Genomic DNA, 14,870 nt, shown 5'->3' on the forward strand with positions numbered 1-14,870 from the left:
CTGGGACGCGGCAGCACGCTAGCGATCCGGAATCCGGCAAATCGCGCCATCCGGGCGGATGTTGAGGATCTTAGGGTGCGCTTAAGGAAGGGATCGGGGACGGTTAAAGGTAGAGACCAATTTCGGGCCGGGCGGGGGGTGCGGAGCTCAGCGAACCCCCACGCCCCGCCTCCGCCGTCGTACGGACCCGCGATGCCCCCTGCGCTCCGGCTCGCGCCCGTCCAGCTGGATCCAGATCCGCACCTCGGTGCCGCCGAGCACGGACGAGCCGATGCGTACGTCCCCGCCCGTCGACTCCGCGAGCCGCCGCACGATGTCCAGGCCGAGCCCGGTCGAGCCGTCGCTTCCCGAGCCGCGCCCGCGCGCCATCGCCGCCTCGGGATCCCGGATCCCCGGCCCCGCGTCCGACACCAGCACGATCACCGCGTCCTCGCCGTTGTGCACGTCGACCGCGAAGGCCGTGCCCTCGGGTGTGTGCCGGAAGACGTTGCCGAGCAGGGCGTCGAGTGCGGCGGCCAGGTCCGCGCGGGCCACGGGTATGCGCACCGGCCGGTCGACGCCGGCCACCCGCACCTTGCGCCCCTCGTCCTCCGCGAGCGCCGACCAGAAGGCCATCCGCTCCCGCACCACCTCGCCCGCGTCGCACCCGGCGCCCGGCCCGGCTGCCGCGGTCTGCGGCTTGGCCTCGCGGGCGGTCCGGATGATGGTGTCGACCTCGCGCTCCAACTGCGCGACCGCGGCCCGGGTCTGCTCGGCGGCCGGCCCGTCACCGAGCGAGGCGGCATTGAGCCGTAGCACCGTCAGGGGCGTACGCAACCGGTGGGACAGGTCGGCGGCCAACTCCCGCTCGTTGGCGAGCAGTTGTACGACCTGGTCGGCCATGGAGTTGAACGCGACCGCCGCCAGACGCAGTTCGGCCGGACCCTCCTCCGGCACCCGGGCGCCCAGCTTGCCCTCCCCCAGTTCGTGCGCGCTCTCGACGAGCCGCTGCGCGGGCCGCACCATCCGTACGCCCAGCCGGTCGGCGACCGCGACCGAGCCGACGACCAGCGCGACACCGACCGCGGCGAGCACCGCCCAGGCCGTGCCGACGCCGTTGCTGACCTCGGACTCGGGGACGTACACCTCGACGACGGCCATCGCGCCGGAGCTCAGCGCGACCGGCTGGAGCAGGGTGGAGCCGCCGGGCACCTCGGCGGTGGAGGCGCGGCCCAGCTTCCGTACGGTCGTGATGTCCGCGTCGGCGGCGCGCTGCCGCCCCAGGTCGACGGCCGTCCGACCGTCGACCTCGGGTATGTGCACGGCCATTCCGGCGTCGGAGCCCGCGGAGGCGACGACGCGTTCCAGCTGGTCGCGGTCGGTGGTGATGGACAGCGCCGGGACGATCGCCGCAGCCTCCCGCTCCGCGTTGGAGAAGGCGCGGTCGCGGGCCATCTCCTTGATGACGAGGCCGAGCGGCACCGCGAAGGCGACCACGACCATCGCGGTGACCGCCAGGCACACCCTGACCAGTGCCCACCTCATCGCGCCGGCTCCGCGGCCTCGGCGTCCTGGGGCGGCTCCAGCTTCACGCCGACGCCCCGCAGGGTGTGCAGATAGCGCGGCCGCGCCGCCGTCTCCCCCAACTTCCGCCGCAGCCAGGAGAGATGGACGTCGATGGTCTGGTCGTCGCCGTACGACTGCTGCCAGACCTCGGCGAGCAGTTCCCGGCGCGGTACGACGACACCGGGCCGCCCGGCCAGGAAGGCCAGCAGGTCGAACTCACGGCGGGTCAGGTCGAGCCGTACGCCGTCCAGTTCGGCCTGGCGGCGCAGCGGGTCGACGCTCAGGCCGCCGACGCGGATGACGGTGGACGGCGGGGCTTCTCCGGCGGCGGCACGGGACCGTCGGAGGACCGCGGCCATCCGGGCGGACAGGTGCTCGACCGAGAACGGCTTGGTGAGGTAGTCGTCCGCCCCGGCGTTCAACAGCCTTACTATCTCGGTCTCGTCGTCGCGGGCGGTGGCGATGATCACGGGGACGTCGGTGATGCCGCGCAGCATCTTCAGGGCCTCGGACCCGTCGAGGTCGGGCAGGCCGAGGTCCAGGATGACGACGTCGAAGCGGAAATGGGCGACCTCGCGCAGCGCCTCCAGCGCGGTGCCGACACTGCGCACGGTGTGCGCGGCGTCGGTCAGATGCCGGATGAGCGCCGAACGTACGAACTGGTCGTCCTCGACCACGAGCACACTTGCCATGCGCCGCACCGTACGCCATGCGCGCCACACCGGTCCCGGCCCTGTGGATAACTCCGAGCGTGTGCGGCCTGTGGGGCGCGTGAGGCAGTATGGCCCGCGATGCGCAGAGGACTCATACACGTACTGGCCTGGTCGCTCGCCACGAGCGCGGCGGTCACGCTGTCCTGGTGGGGCGTCCACACGGTGATGACGGGGACCGCGTACGACCCGCCGCGCGCCCTGCCCATCACGGCGGCCGGCTCGACCACGCAGGGGTCGAAGCCACTGGCCTCGTCGACCCACGGGCCGACCCCCTCCCCAACCCCGTCGGCCGAGCCGACCCGGACGCCACCCCCCTCGAAGTCCCCCTCGAAAACGGCGAACAGCCCCAGCCCTTCCCCCTCCCCCACCGCCTCGGGCCAGGTGAAGAGTTACGACACCGACGGTGGTCGCGCGGTCTTCGACATCGGCAAGGCCTCCGCGACGCTCGTGTCCGCGACCCCCGGCTCGGGCTGGGCGATGCAGGTGTGGAAGACGGAGACGTGGATCCGGGTGGAGTTCACCTCGGGCGCGGACCGGGTGTCGGTGTTCTGCACGTGGCACGACGGGCCGCCACGGGTGGAGGTCGGTACGTACTGAGCAGACGGACGGGCCCAAAGTGACAGCCACGTCACCTGCCGCTGCTGTCACGGGGTTTGACGTTCTGAGTCGACCGGTCCGGCTAGCGGAACACCGAGGGCGGCGGGGCGGGTGACGCGACCGCCGCCGCATCCGTCACCGGTATCGCCCCTCCGGTGAAGTCGGTGAGCGCCCTGCCGTGCTCGACCCGGCCCGGGTGCGGATCGGAGGCCGCCCGTCGGGTCAGCTCCGCGACCGGAAGCGGGAGGTCGGAGGCGACGAGCACCGCGTTGCCGAAGCGCTTGCCGCGCAGCACCGTCGGGTCGGCGACGAGGGCGAGTTCCGGGAAGCGGGCGGCGGCGGTGGCGATCTGGCCGCGCAGATGGGCGAGCGGCGGGCCGTCGGCGAGGTTGGCGGCGTAGAGCCCGCCGGGCTTCAGGGCCCTGCGTACCTCGTCGAGGAACTCGGTCGAGGTCAGGTGCGCGGGGGTGCGGGCCCCGCTGAACACATCGGCGATGACGAGGTCGGCCCAGCCGTCCGGCACCTTGGCGAGCCCTTCCCGGGCGTCCGTCGACCGCACCCGGATCCGCGCGTTCGGCTCCAACGGCAGCTCTCGGCGGACCAGTTGGACGAGGGCCGCGTCCCGCTCGACGACCTGCTGGGTGGAGCGGGGGCGGGTGGCGGCCACATAGCGGGCGAGGGTGAGGGCGCCGCCGCCGAGGTGCACGGCGTGGACGGGCTTGGCGGGCGGGGCGGCGAGGTCGATGACGTGGCCGAGGCGGCGCTGGTACTCGAAGGAGAGATACGAGGCGTCGTCGAGGTCGACGTGCGACTGCGGGGCACCGTCGATCAGCAGCGTCCAGGCCCGCGCCCGGTCCCGGTCGGGTATCAGCTCGGCGAGCCCGCCGTCGACGGCCTCGACGACGGCGTCATCGGCGTCCGGCCGGCGGCGGGGGTTCCTGGACTTTCCCATTGGACCATTCTCGCAAGCCCCGGGAGGTCGTGCCGCTCAGCGGCAGCCGGCCACGGACTCGATCAGTGGTGCCGCTCAGCGGCGGCTGTCCGCCGCCTCGATGAGCCGGGCCGCCTCGCCCAGCGCTCGCCGCAGCACCGCCGGGTCCGTCGCGAGGTCCGCCTCGCCCGGCGGAAGCAGCCAGTCCGAGCCCTCGACCGGCGGCTCGGGGTTGAGGCTCAGCCCGCGCCCGTTGGTCTCCGTGCAGGTACTTCCGGGGACGTCCCACGCGGCCGCGGTGCCCGACGGCACGAGGAAGCCGAGCGTGTCGCACCCGTCGTCGTGCAGTACGGGCCCGACCGCGTCCCCGGCCCCCCGGCGCAGGATGTCGACCGCCTCCAGTCCCTGCCGCGCCGGCACCGTGACGAGGTCGCACCCCGCCCCCTCGATCGGCGGCGCGCTGTACTCCGGGGTCGGCGGGTGCCCCACCGTCGTCAGCGGCGTACCAGGATCGACGCTCTGGCTGGTCTCCATGCCGGCCTCCACCACGGAACCCCTCTTGCAGTCCGCAAGGTTCAACGCGTCACGACGTCAAGGGCTACGGCGGAAGTCCGCCGCAAAGGATGGCAGTTCATGGCAGATCGTGGATGACATATCCGGTTTGTAGCTAAACCCTGCGTGGCGGACCGACCACAGCAGGTACGTTCTTGCCCGCCGGAAACAGGGTGTCACACGGACAACTCACCCCGAACCCGGCATGGTTCGACGGTTCGTATGAGAGGACCCGGCCATGGCGTCGTCAACGGTGACCTCGTCCCAGCCCAACCGGCCAGCGCGGCCCAATCTCGCCTTCCGGCGGGTCCGCGGACAGCGCTCGCCGGCCGAGTTCGCCGCGCTGGTTCGGCGAGCCGCTCGCGAGATCGGCGAGCGGGTCAGCTGCGACGCGCGCTACATCGGACGGGTGGAGGCGGGCGAGATCCGCTGCCCCAACTACGCGTACGAACGGGTGTTCCTCCACATGTTCCCCGGCCGCACGCTCACCGACCTCGGCTTCGCGTCGCGCTCGTCCGTACGCGGCCGAGGGGCACGCATGGACGAGGAAGCGCCCCCCGCTCACACCGCGAGCCCGGCGCACACCACGAGTGGTACGCGTGGGGCCGGTGAGACACACGGGATGTACGAACCGTATGAAACGCAGGACAGGCAGAACCCGCAGGACCCGTACGACACGCACCACGACCACGAGGAGAGCGACGTGCTGCGTCGCGCATTCATGACCGGCGGGGGCGCCACCGTGGCCGCCGCCTCGCTGGCCCCCCTGGGGCTCCCCCACGACGCCCTGGCGGCGGGCCGCTCGTCCCTGCGCGCCGGGACGCGCGAGGCGAGCGCCCTGGAAGAGGCCGTCCGCCGCATCCGGCTGCTCGACGACCGGCACGGCGCCGACGGCCTCTACCGGCGCGCGGCGGCCCCGTTGCGCACCGCGTACGCGCTGCTGGACGCCGGCGCGACCCGGCAGGCGACCGCCGACCGGCTCCACTCGGGCGCCGGTGAACTCGCCATCTCCGTGGGCTGGCTGGCCCACGACTCGGGCCGGTACGACGACGCGCGCTCGCACTACGCGGAGGCGCTGGCCACCGCTCGGGTGACCGGCGACCCGGCGCTCGAGGCGCACGCCTTCTGCAACACGGCGTTCCTCGCCCGCGACTCGGGCCGCCCCCGCGAGGCGGTGAGGGCGGCCCAGGCCGCGCAGCGCGTGGCGCGCCCCCTGGGCTCCGCCCGCCTGATGTCGCTGCTCGCGCTGCGCGAGGCGGGCGGCTGGGCCGGCCTCGCCGACCGCACCGGCTGCGAACAGGCTCTGGTCCGGGCCCAGGCCCTCTACAGCCGGGGCCCCTGCGACGCCGACCCCGAGTGGATGAGCTTCTACGGAGAGGCCGAACTGGAGGGCCTGGAGGCACAGTGCTGGTCCACGCTGGGCGACTGGCAGCGAGCGGCACGGCACGCGGGACGTGCGGCCCACCTCCAGGACCCGCACTTCACCCGGAACATCGCCCTCTACACGGCTGAACTCGCGGACGACCTCGCACGCGGCGGCCGTCCCGACGAGGCGGCGACGGCGGGGATGCGGGTCCTGGACCTGCTGGACGAGGTCCAGTCGTCCCGGATCCAGACGATGCTGGCGGGGACGGCCCGGGTACTGCTGCCGCACCGGCGGGCGTCGGGAGTGTCGACGTTCCTGGAGAGGCACGCGAACCTGCCCCGGATGGTGTGAGGGGTCGTACGTGCGTCCGTAGGCCGCGGGCAGTCGTGCGGGCCGGGCGCCGCCCACCCGAGCGGCGGCCCCCGGCCGCGGCGCCGGGCAGGTGTCAGACAGCGGCCAGGTGCCCCAGGTCGTTCCAGCTCTCGATCGCCGGCTCCCCGTAGGCCCACCCCAGTACCGACAGCGACGTCGGATTCAGCCGTATCCGCGCCGCGAACCCGATCGGCAGGCCCAGCCAACGCGCCCCGATCGACCGCAGGATGTGCCCGTGCGCGAACACCAGCACGTCCCGGTCCTCCGCGCGCGCCCACGCGACGACCTCGTCGGCCCGCTCGGTCACCGCGTCGAGGCTCTCGCCCTCCGGCACACCGTCGCGCCAGATCAGCCAGCCCGGCCGCACAGCCTGGATCTGGGCCGGGGTCATGCCCTCGTACGCCCCGTAGTCCCACTCCATGAGCGTGTCCCAGTTCCGCGCGCGGTCGCCGAAGCCGGCGAGTTCGCACGTCTCACGCGCGCGTGCCAGCGGGCTGGTGCGCACCTCGACACCGGGAAGCCCGTCGAACGGCGCCCGGTGCAGCCGCTCGCCCAGCAGCTTGGCGCCGCGCCGGCCCTCTTCGAGGAGGGGCACGTCGGTCCTGCCGGTGTGCTTTCCGGACAGCGACCACTCCGTCTGTCCGTGCCGGGCCAGCAGGATGCGCGGTGCCATGGGGGACCTTTCCGGGGAAATGTTCGAGCGGGACCCCTCCATCATCGCTCACCCTGGGCAGGGGCAACCCGGGGGGCGATCTCTGCGTCTTGAGGGCCGGGGGCGCCCGGAACCGGGTGCGCACATACGCCGTAAAGTGTCACGACCGCGCCACCAGACGCAGCAAGGACGAAGAAGGGGGAGGGCGATCGGATGCCGCAGACCGAGGCACCGCGCATCGAGGCGGCCCCGCGGACCCGGCTGCGCTGGTGGACCGAGCTGCCGCTGATCGTGCTGGTGTACGCCTGCTACTCCGCGGGCCGGCTCCTCGCCCGGGGCGACGTCTTCAGCGCCGTCGACCATGGTGTGACGATCCTGCGCGTCGAGAAGTTCCTGCACATCAACGCCGAGCACCCCCTCAACCGGCTGTTCACCAGCGAGGCGTGGCTCGGGGTGCCGGCGGACTTCTGGTACGCGTCGCTGCACTACCTGGTCACGCCCGGGCTCCTGGTCTGGCTGTTCCGGTACCGCGCCGTGCACTACCGCGCGGCCCGCACCTGGCTGATGACCTCCACCTTCATGGGCCTGATCGGCTTCACCCTGCTGCCCACCTGCCCGCCCCGCCTGCTGTCGGCGGGCCACGGCTTCGTGGACACGATGGCCCAGTACAGCTCGTACGGCTGGTGGGGCGGCGAGGCGAGCGCGCCGCGCGGCCTCGGCGGCATGACGAACCAGTACGCGGCGATGCCGAGCCTGCACGTGGGGTGGGCGCTGTGGTGCGGGGTGGTGCTGTGGCGGTACGGCCGCACGCCGGCGGCGAAGGCGGCCGGGGTCGTCTATCCCCTCTTCACCACGATCGTCGTGATGGGCACCGCCAATCACTACTTCCTCGACGCGGTCGCGGGCGCGGCAGTGATGGGCGTCGGACTGCTGCTGGCACCACTGGTGATGCGGTGCGCGGACCGCGTCCGGGCGTGGTTCGAGGCGTGGTTCAGGGAACGGTTCCAAGGACGGTTCGGGGTGCGTGTCCCGTCCGGCTCCGCGGCCTCGAGCGGCGCAGGTTCCTCGATTGTCAGTGCCGGATGCCAGACTTCCACGGGTGAGCGAATTCCACGCCAGCGCGATGCGCGGTTCGGGCCCGGAGCCGAGCCGGGTGCCTCCCCCACGGACGCCGGGGAGGGCACTCCGGCAGCGGCTCGCTGAGCTGCGCGGCCCGGACGTACCGGCCAAGGCCCTGGACGCGCGCGCCCTCGCGGCGCTCGCCGCCAACCCCGGTTGCAAGCGGCGCGCGATCCTCGACGGCGCCGGGGTGAACAAGGCTGCGCTGGCGGGCGCGCTGGGCTCACCGTCCGTCTTCGGGCAGTCGCAGTTCGCCTTCACGCGCGGCAACGCGTTCGAGGCGCGGGTCAAGGCGGACGGCGGCGCGGAGCTGCTGCGGCTGGTCCACGAGAGGCTGGACCGGGCGGCCGAGCCGCCGGAGCGGGCCCACACCCCCGATCTCACGGCGAGCGGCCCGGAGGGGCGCACGGCGCGTACGGCGCTGGCGCTGCGCGAGGCCACCGAGGCGCCCGGCGCCTGGACGCTGCTCGACCACCCGATGCTGGCGCTCGACGTCGCGGGCTCCCCGGCCTTTCTCGAGCCGGACGCGGTGGTCGTGCACCCGGACGGCAGCTGGACGGTCGTGGAGATCAAGTCCTTCCCGATGCTGGACGGTTCGGCGGACCCGGCGAAGGTCGGCGCGGCCGCGCGGCAGGCCGCGGTGTACGTGCTGGCGCTGGAGGCGGTGGCCGCCCGTCTGGACCCGGCCCCACGCGTGCGCCACCGCGTCCTGCTGGTGTGCCCCAAGGATTTCTCCAACCTGCCCACGGCCTCGGCCGTCGACGTGCGCAAGCAGCGCGCGGTCACCAGCCGTCAGCTGGCCCGGCTCACCCGCATCCAGGACATCGCCGACGCCCTGCCCGAGGGCACCTGCTTCTCGCCCGAGCTGCCCGCCGCCGAGCTCTCGGCCGCCGTCGAGTCGATCCCTGCGGCGTACGCGCCCGAGTGCCTGGCCGCCTGCGAGCTGGCGTTCCACTGCCGCGACCGCTCCCGCGCGGAGGGCGCGGTGACCTCGCTGGGCCGCTCGGTGCGGGCCGACCTGGGTGGCCTGGCGACCGTCGACGAGGTGCTGGCGGCAGCCCGCGGGGAGGCCGGGGACCCGGCGGATCCCGCGGTGGCGACGCTGCGCAGGGCGGCCCTGCTCCGCGCCGAGGCGCTCGGTCAGGAGGCGTCTCCTTGTCACTGATCTCCACCCTCGCCCGGCTGGAAGCCGTCTCCACCGGCCGCGCCCAGCCCACCGCCACCGTCCGGCACCGGCATCTGTCCGAGCGGCCGCTGGTCCTCGTGCCGCTCGTCACCGCCGGCGAGGCGGGTGCCCCGCTCGGCGCACTGGTCGGCACCGACCGGGACGCGCCGCGCCTGCTCGTCGTACCGCAGCCACGCGACCGCGACCTGCGGTTCGCGTTCCTGGCCGAACTGGCCGACGTCGTCCTGCCGTACGTCGACGCGTACGCCGACGTCGTCGAGGCCGCCGAGCGGGGCGAGACCGACCCGGAGACCGGCAAGCGGGTCAAGGTCGAGGTCGAGCTGTGCGCGGACGCGCCCCAGCTGATCGTGCCGAGCCGCGCGGGCATCGACTTCGTACGGCTGCTGGGGCGCTCCATGCGCTTCCGCCGCACCGCCGAGCAGGACCCGGAGACCCCGCATCCCGCGCCGCCCCGGGTGCCGCTGCTCGGGCGGTGGCTGACCCACTTCGGGGAGCGGGCCCGGGTGCCCGGTTCCGCGCTGCTGCTGGCCCTGACCGAGGTACTGGGCCGGCACTGGGCGACCGGCCAGTCCAGTCTGGAGGACCAGCACCTGGGCGCGCTGCTCGCCTGGATCGACCCTCCCTCGGTCTCGGCTTCGCTCGACCGGGGGGACGCCCACTCGGGCGTCTCCGGCGCCGAGGCGGCGCTGCAGGCAGAGCTCGCGCGGGACGCCGACGGGCAGTTGCTGTGCCCGCCCGCGGGCCCGGCGACCGACCCGGCGTTCGACAACAAGCTGCTCGCGCCCGCGATCGAGCGCTACGACCGCGCGCGTACCGCCCTCGCCGCCGCCGAGGACGGGCTGGAGGCGGACGACCGGCTCGGTGAACTGACTGCCGCCGAGCGGAGGATCCGCGACCTGGTCGAGAGCCGCACCCTGCCCACCTGGGAGAAGGTGTGGGACGGCCTGGAGCTGCTGCGGACACTGCCCGAGGGCGCGCACGTCGAGGAGCGGTGGACGCGTGACCGCTGGTCGTTCACCGGCCACCGGGACCGGGTCGTGGCGGGCGAGCCCCCGCAGCCGCGCCGCGACGACGCGGTGACGGCGGCGAACAAGCTGGCCGCACGCGAACGTGAGCAGGCCCGGCTGGAGGCCCAGGAGGCCCTGGACGACCCGCTGGTGATGGCGGGCCGGCGGCTGGCCGGGGAGGCGTTCGTGGGCGAGGTGACCGACGTCGTCATGGCGTACAGCGAGGGCAAGCGGCCCAGCCCGCGCCCGCTGGTCACCGTCCGCACCGACGACCGCCCGCACCTGGGCGAGCGGGCCAAGGTGTACCGCTCGCTGGGCGGGAAGCCGCAGGCGGCGGAGTTCGTCGGGCACGAGGCCGATGGTGTGGTCGTCCTGCGGGTGGTCGACAAGATGGGCCGCGGCAAGGAGCCCGAGGCGGGATCCGTTCCCGAGAAGGGCGACCTGATCTGCTTCACCCTCTTCGAGCACGAGCAGCGGGGCGGCGCGAAGCTGCCCGACCCGGAGAACACACCGTGGACGCACGGCGGACCGCCGGGAGAGGCGGCCACTGTGCCGGAGGCCGCCGACCCCGTCACCGAGGAGGACGTGTTGTGACCACCGAGGCCACCTTCGACCCCGGTGCCGCGGCCGCGCGGGCCACCGACGCGATCCTGCGTGACACCGTGCACGGCCCGCACCGCGGGGTCGTCGTCGACTCCCCGCCCGGCGCCGGCAAGTCCACGCTCGTCGTGCGCGCCGCGCTCGAACTCGCCGATGCCGGGCGCCCGTTGATGGTCGTCGCGCAGACCAACGCCCAGGTCGACGACCTCGTCATCCGCCTCGCCGAGAAGAACCCCGACCTGCCGGTCGGCCGGCTGCACAGCAGCGACGCCGACCCGTACGACAAGGCGCTGGACGACCTGCCGAGCGTCCGCAAGTCGGCGAAGGCGGCGGATCTCGCCGGCCTCCCGGTGGTCATCTCCACCGCCGCCAAGTGGGCGCACGTCAAGGTCGACGAGCCGTGGCGGCACGCGATCGTCGACGAGGCCTACCAGATGCGCTCGGACGCGCTGCTCGCCGTGGCCGGCCTGTTCGAGCGGGCACTGTTCGTGGGCGACCCCGGCCAACTGGACCCTTTCGCCCTCGTGGGCAGCGAGCAGTGGGCGGGCCTGTCGTACGACCCCTCCGCCTCCGCCGTGACGACGCTGCTGGCCCACAACCCCGAGCTGCCGCAGCACCGCCTGCCGGTTTCCTGGCGGCTCCCGGCCTCGGCGGCACCCCTGGTGTCGGACGCGTTCTACCCGTACACCTCCTTCCGCAGCGGCACGGACCACGGCGACCGCCGTCTCACCTTCGCCGTCCCGTCGGACGGCTCGGGCCCGGACCGGGTGATCGACGAGGCCGCGAGCTCGGGCTGGGGCCTGCTGGAACTGCCCGCACGGCACACACCCCGCACGGACCCGGAGGCGGTACGCGCGGTGGCGACGGTCGTGCGGCGCCTGCTGGATCGCGGCGGGGCCGCGACGTCGGAGCGCTCACCCGCCCCCGCCCCCCTCACTGCCGACCGCATCGCCGTGGGCACGGCACACCGGGACCAGGCGGCGGCGGTCCGGGCGGCGCTGGCCGAGCTGGGCGTCACAGACGTCACCGTGGACACGGCGAACCGGCTCCAGGGCAGGGAATTCGACGTGACGGTGGTCCTCCACCCCCTCTCCGGCCGCCCCGACGCCACCGCCTTCCACCTCGAGACAGGCCGCCTGTGCGTCCTGGCCTCCCGCCACCGCCACGCGTGCATCGTGGTGTGCCGAGCGGGGGTGAGCGACCTCCTGGACGACTACCCGTCGACAGAGCCGGTCCAGCTGGGGACGGTCGTGAAGTTTCCGGACGGCTGGGAGGCGAACCACGCGGTACTGGCACGCCTGAGCGAGCACCGCGTGATCTTGCGGCCATGACCCCGCTCGGGGAACATCGCCCGGCCCCGCGGACTTGAGAGTGCGGGGCGGTGGGCCTCCGGGACGGTGACGCTTGCCCGGGGTGCCCTTGCGCCCCCGGGAGACAATGGAGGGTGGACCACCCGAAGGGCGGTGCCACCCGCAACCGTACGAGGAGGAGAAGACATGGCGGAGCCCACGCCGCGTCGCAACGAACCGCGGCTACGCCCCGCGCCCCTGCTCTTCGAGCCCACGGAAGTGGCCGCCGACCCGGAGCACTTCTTCGATCTGGAGTCGATCGACGACCCGGGGGCGTTGCTGACGCGGGCGACGGAGCTGACGCTCGCGTTCCGTGCGGCCACCGACCGGGCGGTCGAGTTCCAGGCGATCGCCGCGGCTCAGCTCGCCGATCCGCGCCGGTTCGACCGGCTCACGCCGGCGGACATCGCCGAGCGGGCCGAGTGGACCGAGGACTACGCGAAGCGGATGGTCGAGTTCGGGCGGGACCTGATACGGGGCGGCACCGAGGGTCTGGGGTACGTCGACCCGGTCTGAGCGGCCCGCGCGCCCGGAACACACCTTCATGGCATATGCCAGGCGGGCAAGATACTCCCTCCCACCCACTCCTGTCCCGATTTCCCGCAACCCTCGGGAACAGCTCGCTCACGGTCGGTAGACCTGGGTGGTATGAGCAGCACATGGGATGAGCCGTTCTCCGGTCGCGATCGCTCCGAGACCTCGGGGGTCACCCCGGACGGTGCCGACTGGCTGGCCTCGGCCGGGACGTACCCGCGCAGCACCCTCGCCCTCTGGCACGAGCGGCCGGACGCCCCGGTCGTCCTGCCCTGCGGATCCGTCTTCGACGTCGTCAGCGCCCCCGCGATCTTCGGACGCCGGATGCTCGACCGGCTGTGGGACGAGGGGCCGGGCTCGGGACCGGTGGCCGCGTTCCGGGGGCGGATGCTGCTGTTCGCCGCGCCCGGCACGGCCCAGCGGCTGCCCTCGCTGCTGGAGTGGGAGGAGTGGGGCGCCCACGGCCGCCGGGACAGCCGTACGGAGGCCATCCCACCACTGCTGTGCCACGGCACCGGCGACGCGGTGACCGTACCGGCCCTCACCCCCACGGCCGTCGGCACGAGCACGTCCGCCACCCGCTGGCTCGCCGCCCCCGACACCCGTCACCCCTGGTTGCCGGGCCCCGAGATCCTGCTGTGGGCGGCCGTGCGGGCGGCCCGCGCGGCGGTACGGATATCGATTTTTCCTCCCGCCGATCAGGATGCTAAGGTCTACGACGTCAGCAGGCGCCGCTAGCTCAGTTGGTTAGAGCAGCTGACTCTTAATCAGCGGGTCCGGGGTTCGAGTCCCTGGCGGCGCACGTTGGCGATGGCGAGGCGTGTTCGCGTAAAGCGAACCACCTCGCCATCGTTGTTTTTGTGCGGTGCTGTTTCTGTGCGGCCTCGCCACGCACCGTGAGGCCCCGCTCAGCCCCGCACCCCCGCCGTGATCGTCACCGTCCACGCCCCGGACGCCGTACGCCCCTCCACCTCCACGCGCACGTTCTCGCCCGGCACCGTGAAGCTCTCGCCCAGGCCCACCGGGGCGTCCGCGAGGGGCGGGTAGACCGAGTCCTCCCAGCAGCCCTCGCCCCGCGGGTGGGCGTCGACCACCTCGATGGGGCCGCGACCGGACTCCGCGCCGCTGTGCACGCGGTAGACGAGAACGCCCGTGTCGCAGGCCGCCCGGTCGTTGCCGACCGGGCCGCGCGCCTCGAAGGCGAGGGCGCTGTCCGGGCCGGTGCGCACCACCGCGAGCTTGGTGCCGTCGCCGAGGCCGAACGCGGGGGATCCGGCGGCGCCGGTGACCGGGACTCCCGGGCCCGCGCCGAGGGGTTCGAGGGTCAGGCGGGTCGGGCGGGGACCCCGTACACACACCACCTGACGCGGTTCGAGCCACCCCAGCTTCCATTTGTGCCAGGCGAAGAAGTCGGGAGCCAGTCCGAACTGGCTGCCCATCAGGTCCCAGTCGCCGACATAGGTGTCCCAGTCGCCCTTGCCGTCCGCCGGCCGGTGGTAGAGGTCCGGCAGGTCGAAGACGTGGCCCGTCTCGTGCGCGAGCACCAGGCGGTCCGGTGGGTGCTTCTCGAAGACCGTCACCACCCGGCGGAGGTCCGTGCCGTCCGCCCGCAGGGGGGTGTCCAGGTTGACGACCTTCGTGGCGTCGGAGTCCACACCGGGCGCGTCGGGGTCGGCGACGAAGTAGACGATGCCGTAGCGCGAGAAGTCGACCTGCGGGTCGGCGGCGGCGAGTGCGTCGCGCAGGTAGGCGGCCCGGTTCCCGGCGCTCCAGTCACGCTGTATGGCGTACGCGGTGGACGGCTTCGGCATCCGGATCCAGCGCTGGAGCGGATGCGGACGGATGGTGAACTTGCCGTAGGACGCCCGTTCGAAGAAGCGGCTGGTGGCCGGGAAGTGGTCGGCGGCGATCTGCGCGGGCGTGGTCAGCGGCGCCGAGTCCGGGAAGGACAGGAAGACCATCACCGCGTCCAGGGAGTGGGTCGGACGCGGATACGCGGCGTTCCAGGTGTCCAGGCCCTCCGAGTGGTGGGCGTCGGTGCGCTGCAACACACAGGGCTCGACCGAGAAGGGTTCGGCGACCGACGGGACACTGAAGAGGGATGTCGCGGCGAGCGCCGACATCGTGGTGAACACGGCCGCGGTGCTGCGCAGTCGGGGGCGTGCCGCGGCACGGCAGAGACCCCTGCCGACCCCGCCGAAGCCCCCGCCGGCCCCGCCGAAGGCCCCCTTGAAGGCCCCGGGTCTGAGTCCCCTGCGGAGCAGCTGACGCGGCAACGGGACCTCCGGATGCGGTTGACGGGACGACACCGCACCCAGCCTGTGTAGTTTTGCTGCTCTATGCCCTG

At 73.4% G+C, this 14,870-nt stretch carries 14 protein-coding genes and 1 tRNA gene; 9 read left to right on the forward strand and 6 right to left on the reverse strand.

Translation table 11 applies throughout. From position 1 onward, the window contains the following. Window positions 1-147: 147 nt before the first annotated feature. Window positions 148-1,524, reverse strand: coding sequence for a sensor histidine kinase (locus ACFY16_RS02465; protein ID WP_390645209.1), 1,377 nt, complete (start codon window positions 1,522-1,524; stop codon window positions 148-150). Beyond that, window positions 1,521-2,237: a response regulator transcription factor gene (locus tag ACFY16_RS02470; RefSeq protein WP_390645210.1), complete on the reverse strand. Its 717-nt coding sequence runs from the start codon at window positions 2,235-2,237 to the stop codon at window positions 1,521-1,523. The genes ACFY16_RS02465 and ACFY16_RS02470 overlap by 4 nt, the downstream gene beginning before the upstream one ends. A gap of 99 nt (window positions 2,238-2,336) precedes the next feature. Here ACFY16_RS02470 and ACFY16_RS02475 point away from each other — a divergent pair, with 99 nt between their 5' ends. Continuing rightward, a complete protein-coding gene (locus ACFY16_RS02475; protein ID WP_390645211.1) occupies window positions 2,337-2,855 on the forward strand; it encodes a hypothetical protein in 519 nt (172 codons plus the stop codon). An 82-nt stretch (window positions 2,856-2,937) separates the two neighbouring features. Here the strand turns inward: ACFY16_RS02475 and ACFY16_RS02480 are convergent, their stop codons facing one another. Together ACFY16_RS02480 and ACFY16_RS02485 are read right to left on the reverse strand one after the other, a co-directional pair. Next, a complete protein-coding gene (locus tag ACFY16_RS02480) occupies window positions 2,938-3,807 on the reverse strand; it encodes a spermidine synthase (RefSeq protein ID WP_390645212.1) in 870 nt (289 codons plus the stop codon). Window positions 3,808-3,882: 75 nt separating this feature from the next. Next, on the reverse strand, window positions 3,883-4,320 hold the full coding sequence (locus tag ACFY16_RS02485; RefSeq protein ID WP_390645213.1) for a hypothetical protein: 438 nt from the start codon (window positions 4,318-4,320) through the stop codon (window positions 3,883-3,885). Window positions 4,321-4,576: 256 nt separating this feature from the next. Here ACFY16_RS02485 and ACFY16_RS02490 point away from each other — a divergent pair, with 256 nt between their 5' ends. Then, a complete protein-coding gene (locus ACFY16_RS02490; protein ID WP_390645214.1) occupies window positions 4,577-6,055 on the forward strand; it encodes a hypothetical protein in 1,479 nt (492 codons plus the stop codon). A 94-nt stretch (window positions 6,056-6,149) separates the two neighbouring features. On the opposite strand, the gene ACFY16_RS02495 is transcribed toward ACFY16_RS02490, so the two are convergent. Then, window positions 6,150-6,749, reverse strand: a complete 600-nt coding sequence (locus ACFY16_RS02495; protein ID WP_390645215.1) for a histidine phosphatase family protein — start codon at window positions 6,747-6,749, stop codon at window positions 6,150-6,152. A gap of 192 nt (window positions 6,750-6,941) precedes the next feature. Between ACFY16_RS02495 and ACFY16_RS02500 the strand changes: the two genes are divergently transcribed. The 7 genes from ACFY16_RS02500 (at window position 6,942) to ACFY16_RS02530 (ending at window position 13,325) form a co-directional block, all read left to right on the forward strand. Then, window positions 6,942-7,931, forward strand: coding sequence for a phosphatase PAP2 family protein (locus tag ACFY16_RS02500; protein WP_390645216.1), 990 nt, complete (start codon window positions 6,942-6,944; stop codon window positions 7,929-7,931). Continuing rightward, entirely contained in the window at window positions 7,882-9,012 is a 1,131-nt protein-coding gene (locus ACFY16_RS02505; protein ID WP_390646079.1) for a hypothetical protein, read from the forward strand. The genes ACFY16_RS02500 and ACFY16_RS02505 overlap by 50 nt, the downstream gene beginning before the upstream one ends. After that, window positions 9,003-10,634: a hypothetical protein gene (locus ACFY16_RS02510; protein ID WP_390645217.1), complete on the forward strand. Its 1,632-nt coding sequence runs from the start codon at window positions 9,003-9,005 to the stop codon at window positions 10,632-10,634. Before ACFY16_RS02505 ends, ACFY16_RS02510 begins: the two co-directional genes overlap by 10 nt. Next, entirely contained in the window at window positions 10,631-11,971 is a 1,341-nt protein-coding gene (locus ACFY16_RS02515) for an AAA domain-containing protein (RefSeq protein WP_390645218.1), read from the forward strand. Before ACFY16_RS02510 ends, ACFY16_RS02515 begins: the two co-directional genes overlap by 4 nt. A gap of 165 nt (window positions 11,972-12,136) precedes the next feature. Continuing rightward, window positions 12,137-12,505 carry a hypothetical protein gene (locus tag ACFY16_RS02520; protein WP_390645219.1) on the forward strand — a complete coding sequence of 123 codons (369 nt, stop codon included), beginning with the start codon at window positions 12,137-12,139 and terminating at the stop codon, window positions 12,503-12,505. A 132-nt stretch (window positions 12,506-12,637) separates the two neighbouring features. Next, complete coding sequence (locus ACFY16_RS02525; protein WP_390645220.1) at window positions 12,638-13,261, forward strand: bifunctional DNA primase/polymerase; 624 nt, start codon at window positions 12,638-12,640, stop codon at window positions 13,259-13,261. After that, window positions 13,252-13,325 (forward strand) — tRNA-Lys (locus ACFY16_RS02530). Before ACFY16_RS02525 ends, ACFY16_RS02530 begins: the two co-directional genes overlap by 10 nt. A gap of 106 nt (window positions 13,326-13,431) precedes the next feature. On the opposite strand, the gene ACFY16_RS02535 is transcribed toward ACFY16_RS02530, so the two are convergent. Further along, window positions 13,432-14,646: a M6 family metalloprotease domain-containing protein gene (locus ACFY16_RS02535; RefSeq protein ID WP_390646080.1), complete on the reverse strand. Its 1,215-nt coding sequence runs from the start codon at window positions 14,644-14,646 to the stop codon at window positions 13,432-13,434. Window positions 14,647-14,870 lie beyond the last annotated feature (224 nt).

This window comes from Streptomyces sp. NPDC001315, from assembly GCF_042896175.1.
Lineage (GTDB): Bacteria > Actinomycetota > Actinomycetes > Streptomycetales > Streptomycetaceae > Streptomyces.

Bases quoted from the DNA above. Each gene is read 5' to 3' on its own strand.
- ACFY16_RS02470 (WP_390645210.1), bottom strand. From the start codon at position 2,237: ATGGCAAGTGTGCTCGTGGTCGAGGACGACCAGTTCGTACGTTCGGCG.
- ACFY16_RS02485 (WP_390645213.1), bottom strand. From the start codon at position 4,320: ATGGAGACCAGCCAGAGCGTCGATCCTGGTACGCCGCTGACGACGGTG.
- ACFY16_RS02520 (WP_390645219.1), top strand. From the start codon at position 12,137: ATGGCGGAGCCCACGCCGCGTCGCAACGAACCGCGGCTACGCCCCGCG.
- ACFY16_RS02525 (WP_390645220.1), top strand. From the start codon at position 12,638: ATGAGCAGCACATGGGATGAGCCGTTCTCCGGTCGCGATCGCTCCGAG.
- ACFY16_RS02465 (WP_390645209.1), bottom strand. From the start codon at position 1,524: ATGAGGTGGGCACTGGTCAGGGTGTGCCTGGCGGTCACCGCGATGGTC.
- ACFY16_RS02500 (WP_390645216.1), top strand. From the start codon at position 6,942: ATGCCGCAGACCGAGGCACCGCGCATCGAGGCGGCCCCGCGGACCCGG.
- ACFY16_RS02490 (WP_390645214.1), top strand. From the start codon at position 4,577: ATGGCGTCGTCAACGGTGACCTCGTCCCAGCCCAACCGGCCAGCGCGG.
- ACFY16_RS02480 (WP_390645212.1), bottom strand. From the start codon at position 3,807: ATGGGAAAGTCCAGGAACCCCCGCCGCCGGCCGGACGCCGATGACGCC.
- ACFY16_RS02495 (WP_390645215.1), bottom strand. From the start codon at position 6,749: ATGGCACCGCGCATCCTGCTGGCCCGGCACGGACAGACGGAGTGGTCG.
- ACFY16_RS02535 (WP_390646080.1), bottom strand. From the start codon at position 14,646: ATGTCGGCGCTCGCCGCGACATCCCTCTTCAGTGTCCCGTCGGTCGCC.
- ACFY16_RS02475 (WP_390645211.1), top strand. From the start codon at position 2,337: ATGCGCAGAGGACTCATACACGTACTGGCCTGGTCGCTCGCCACGAGC.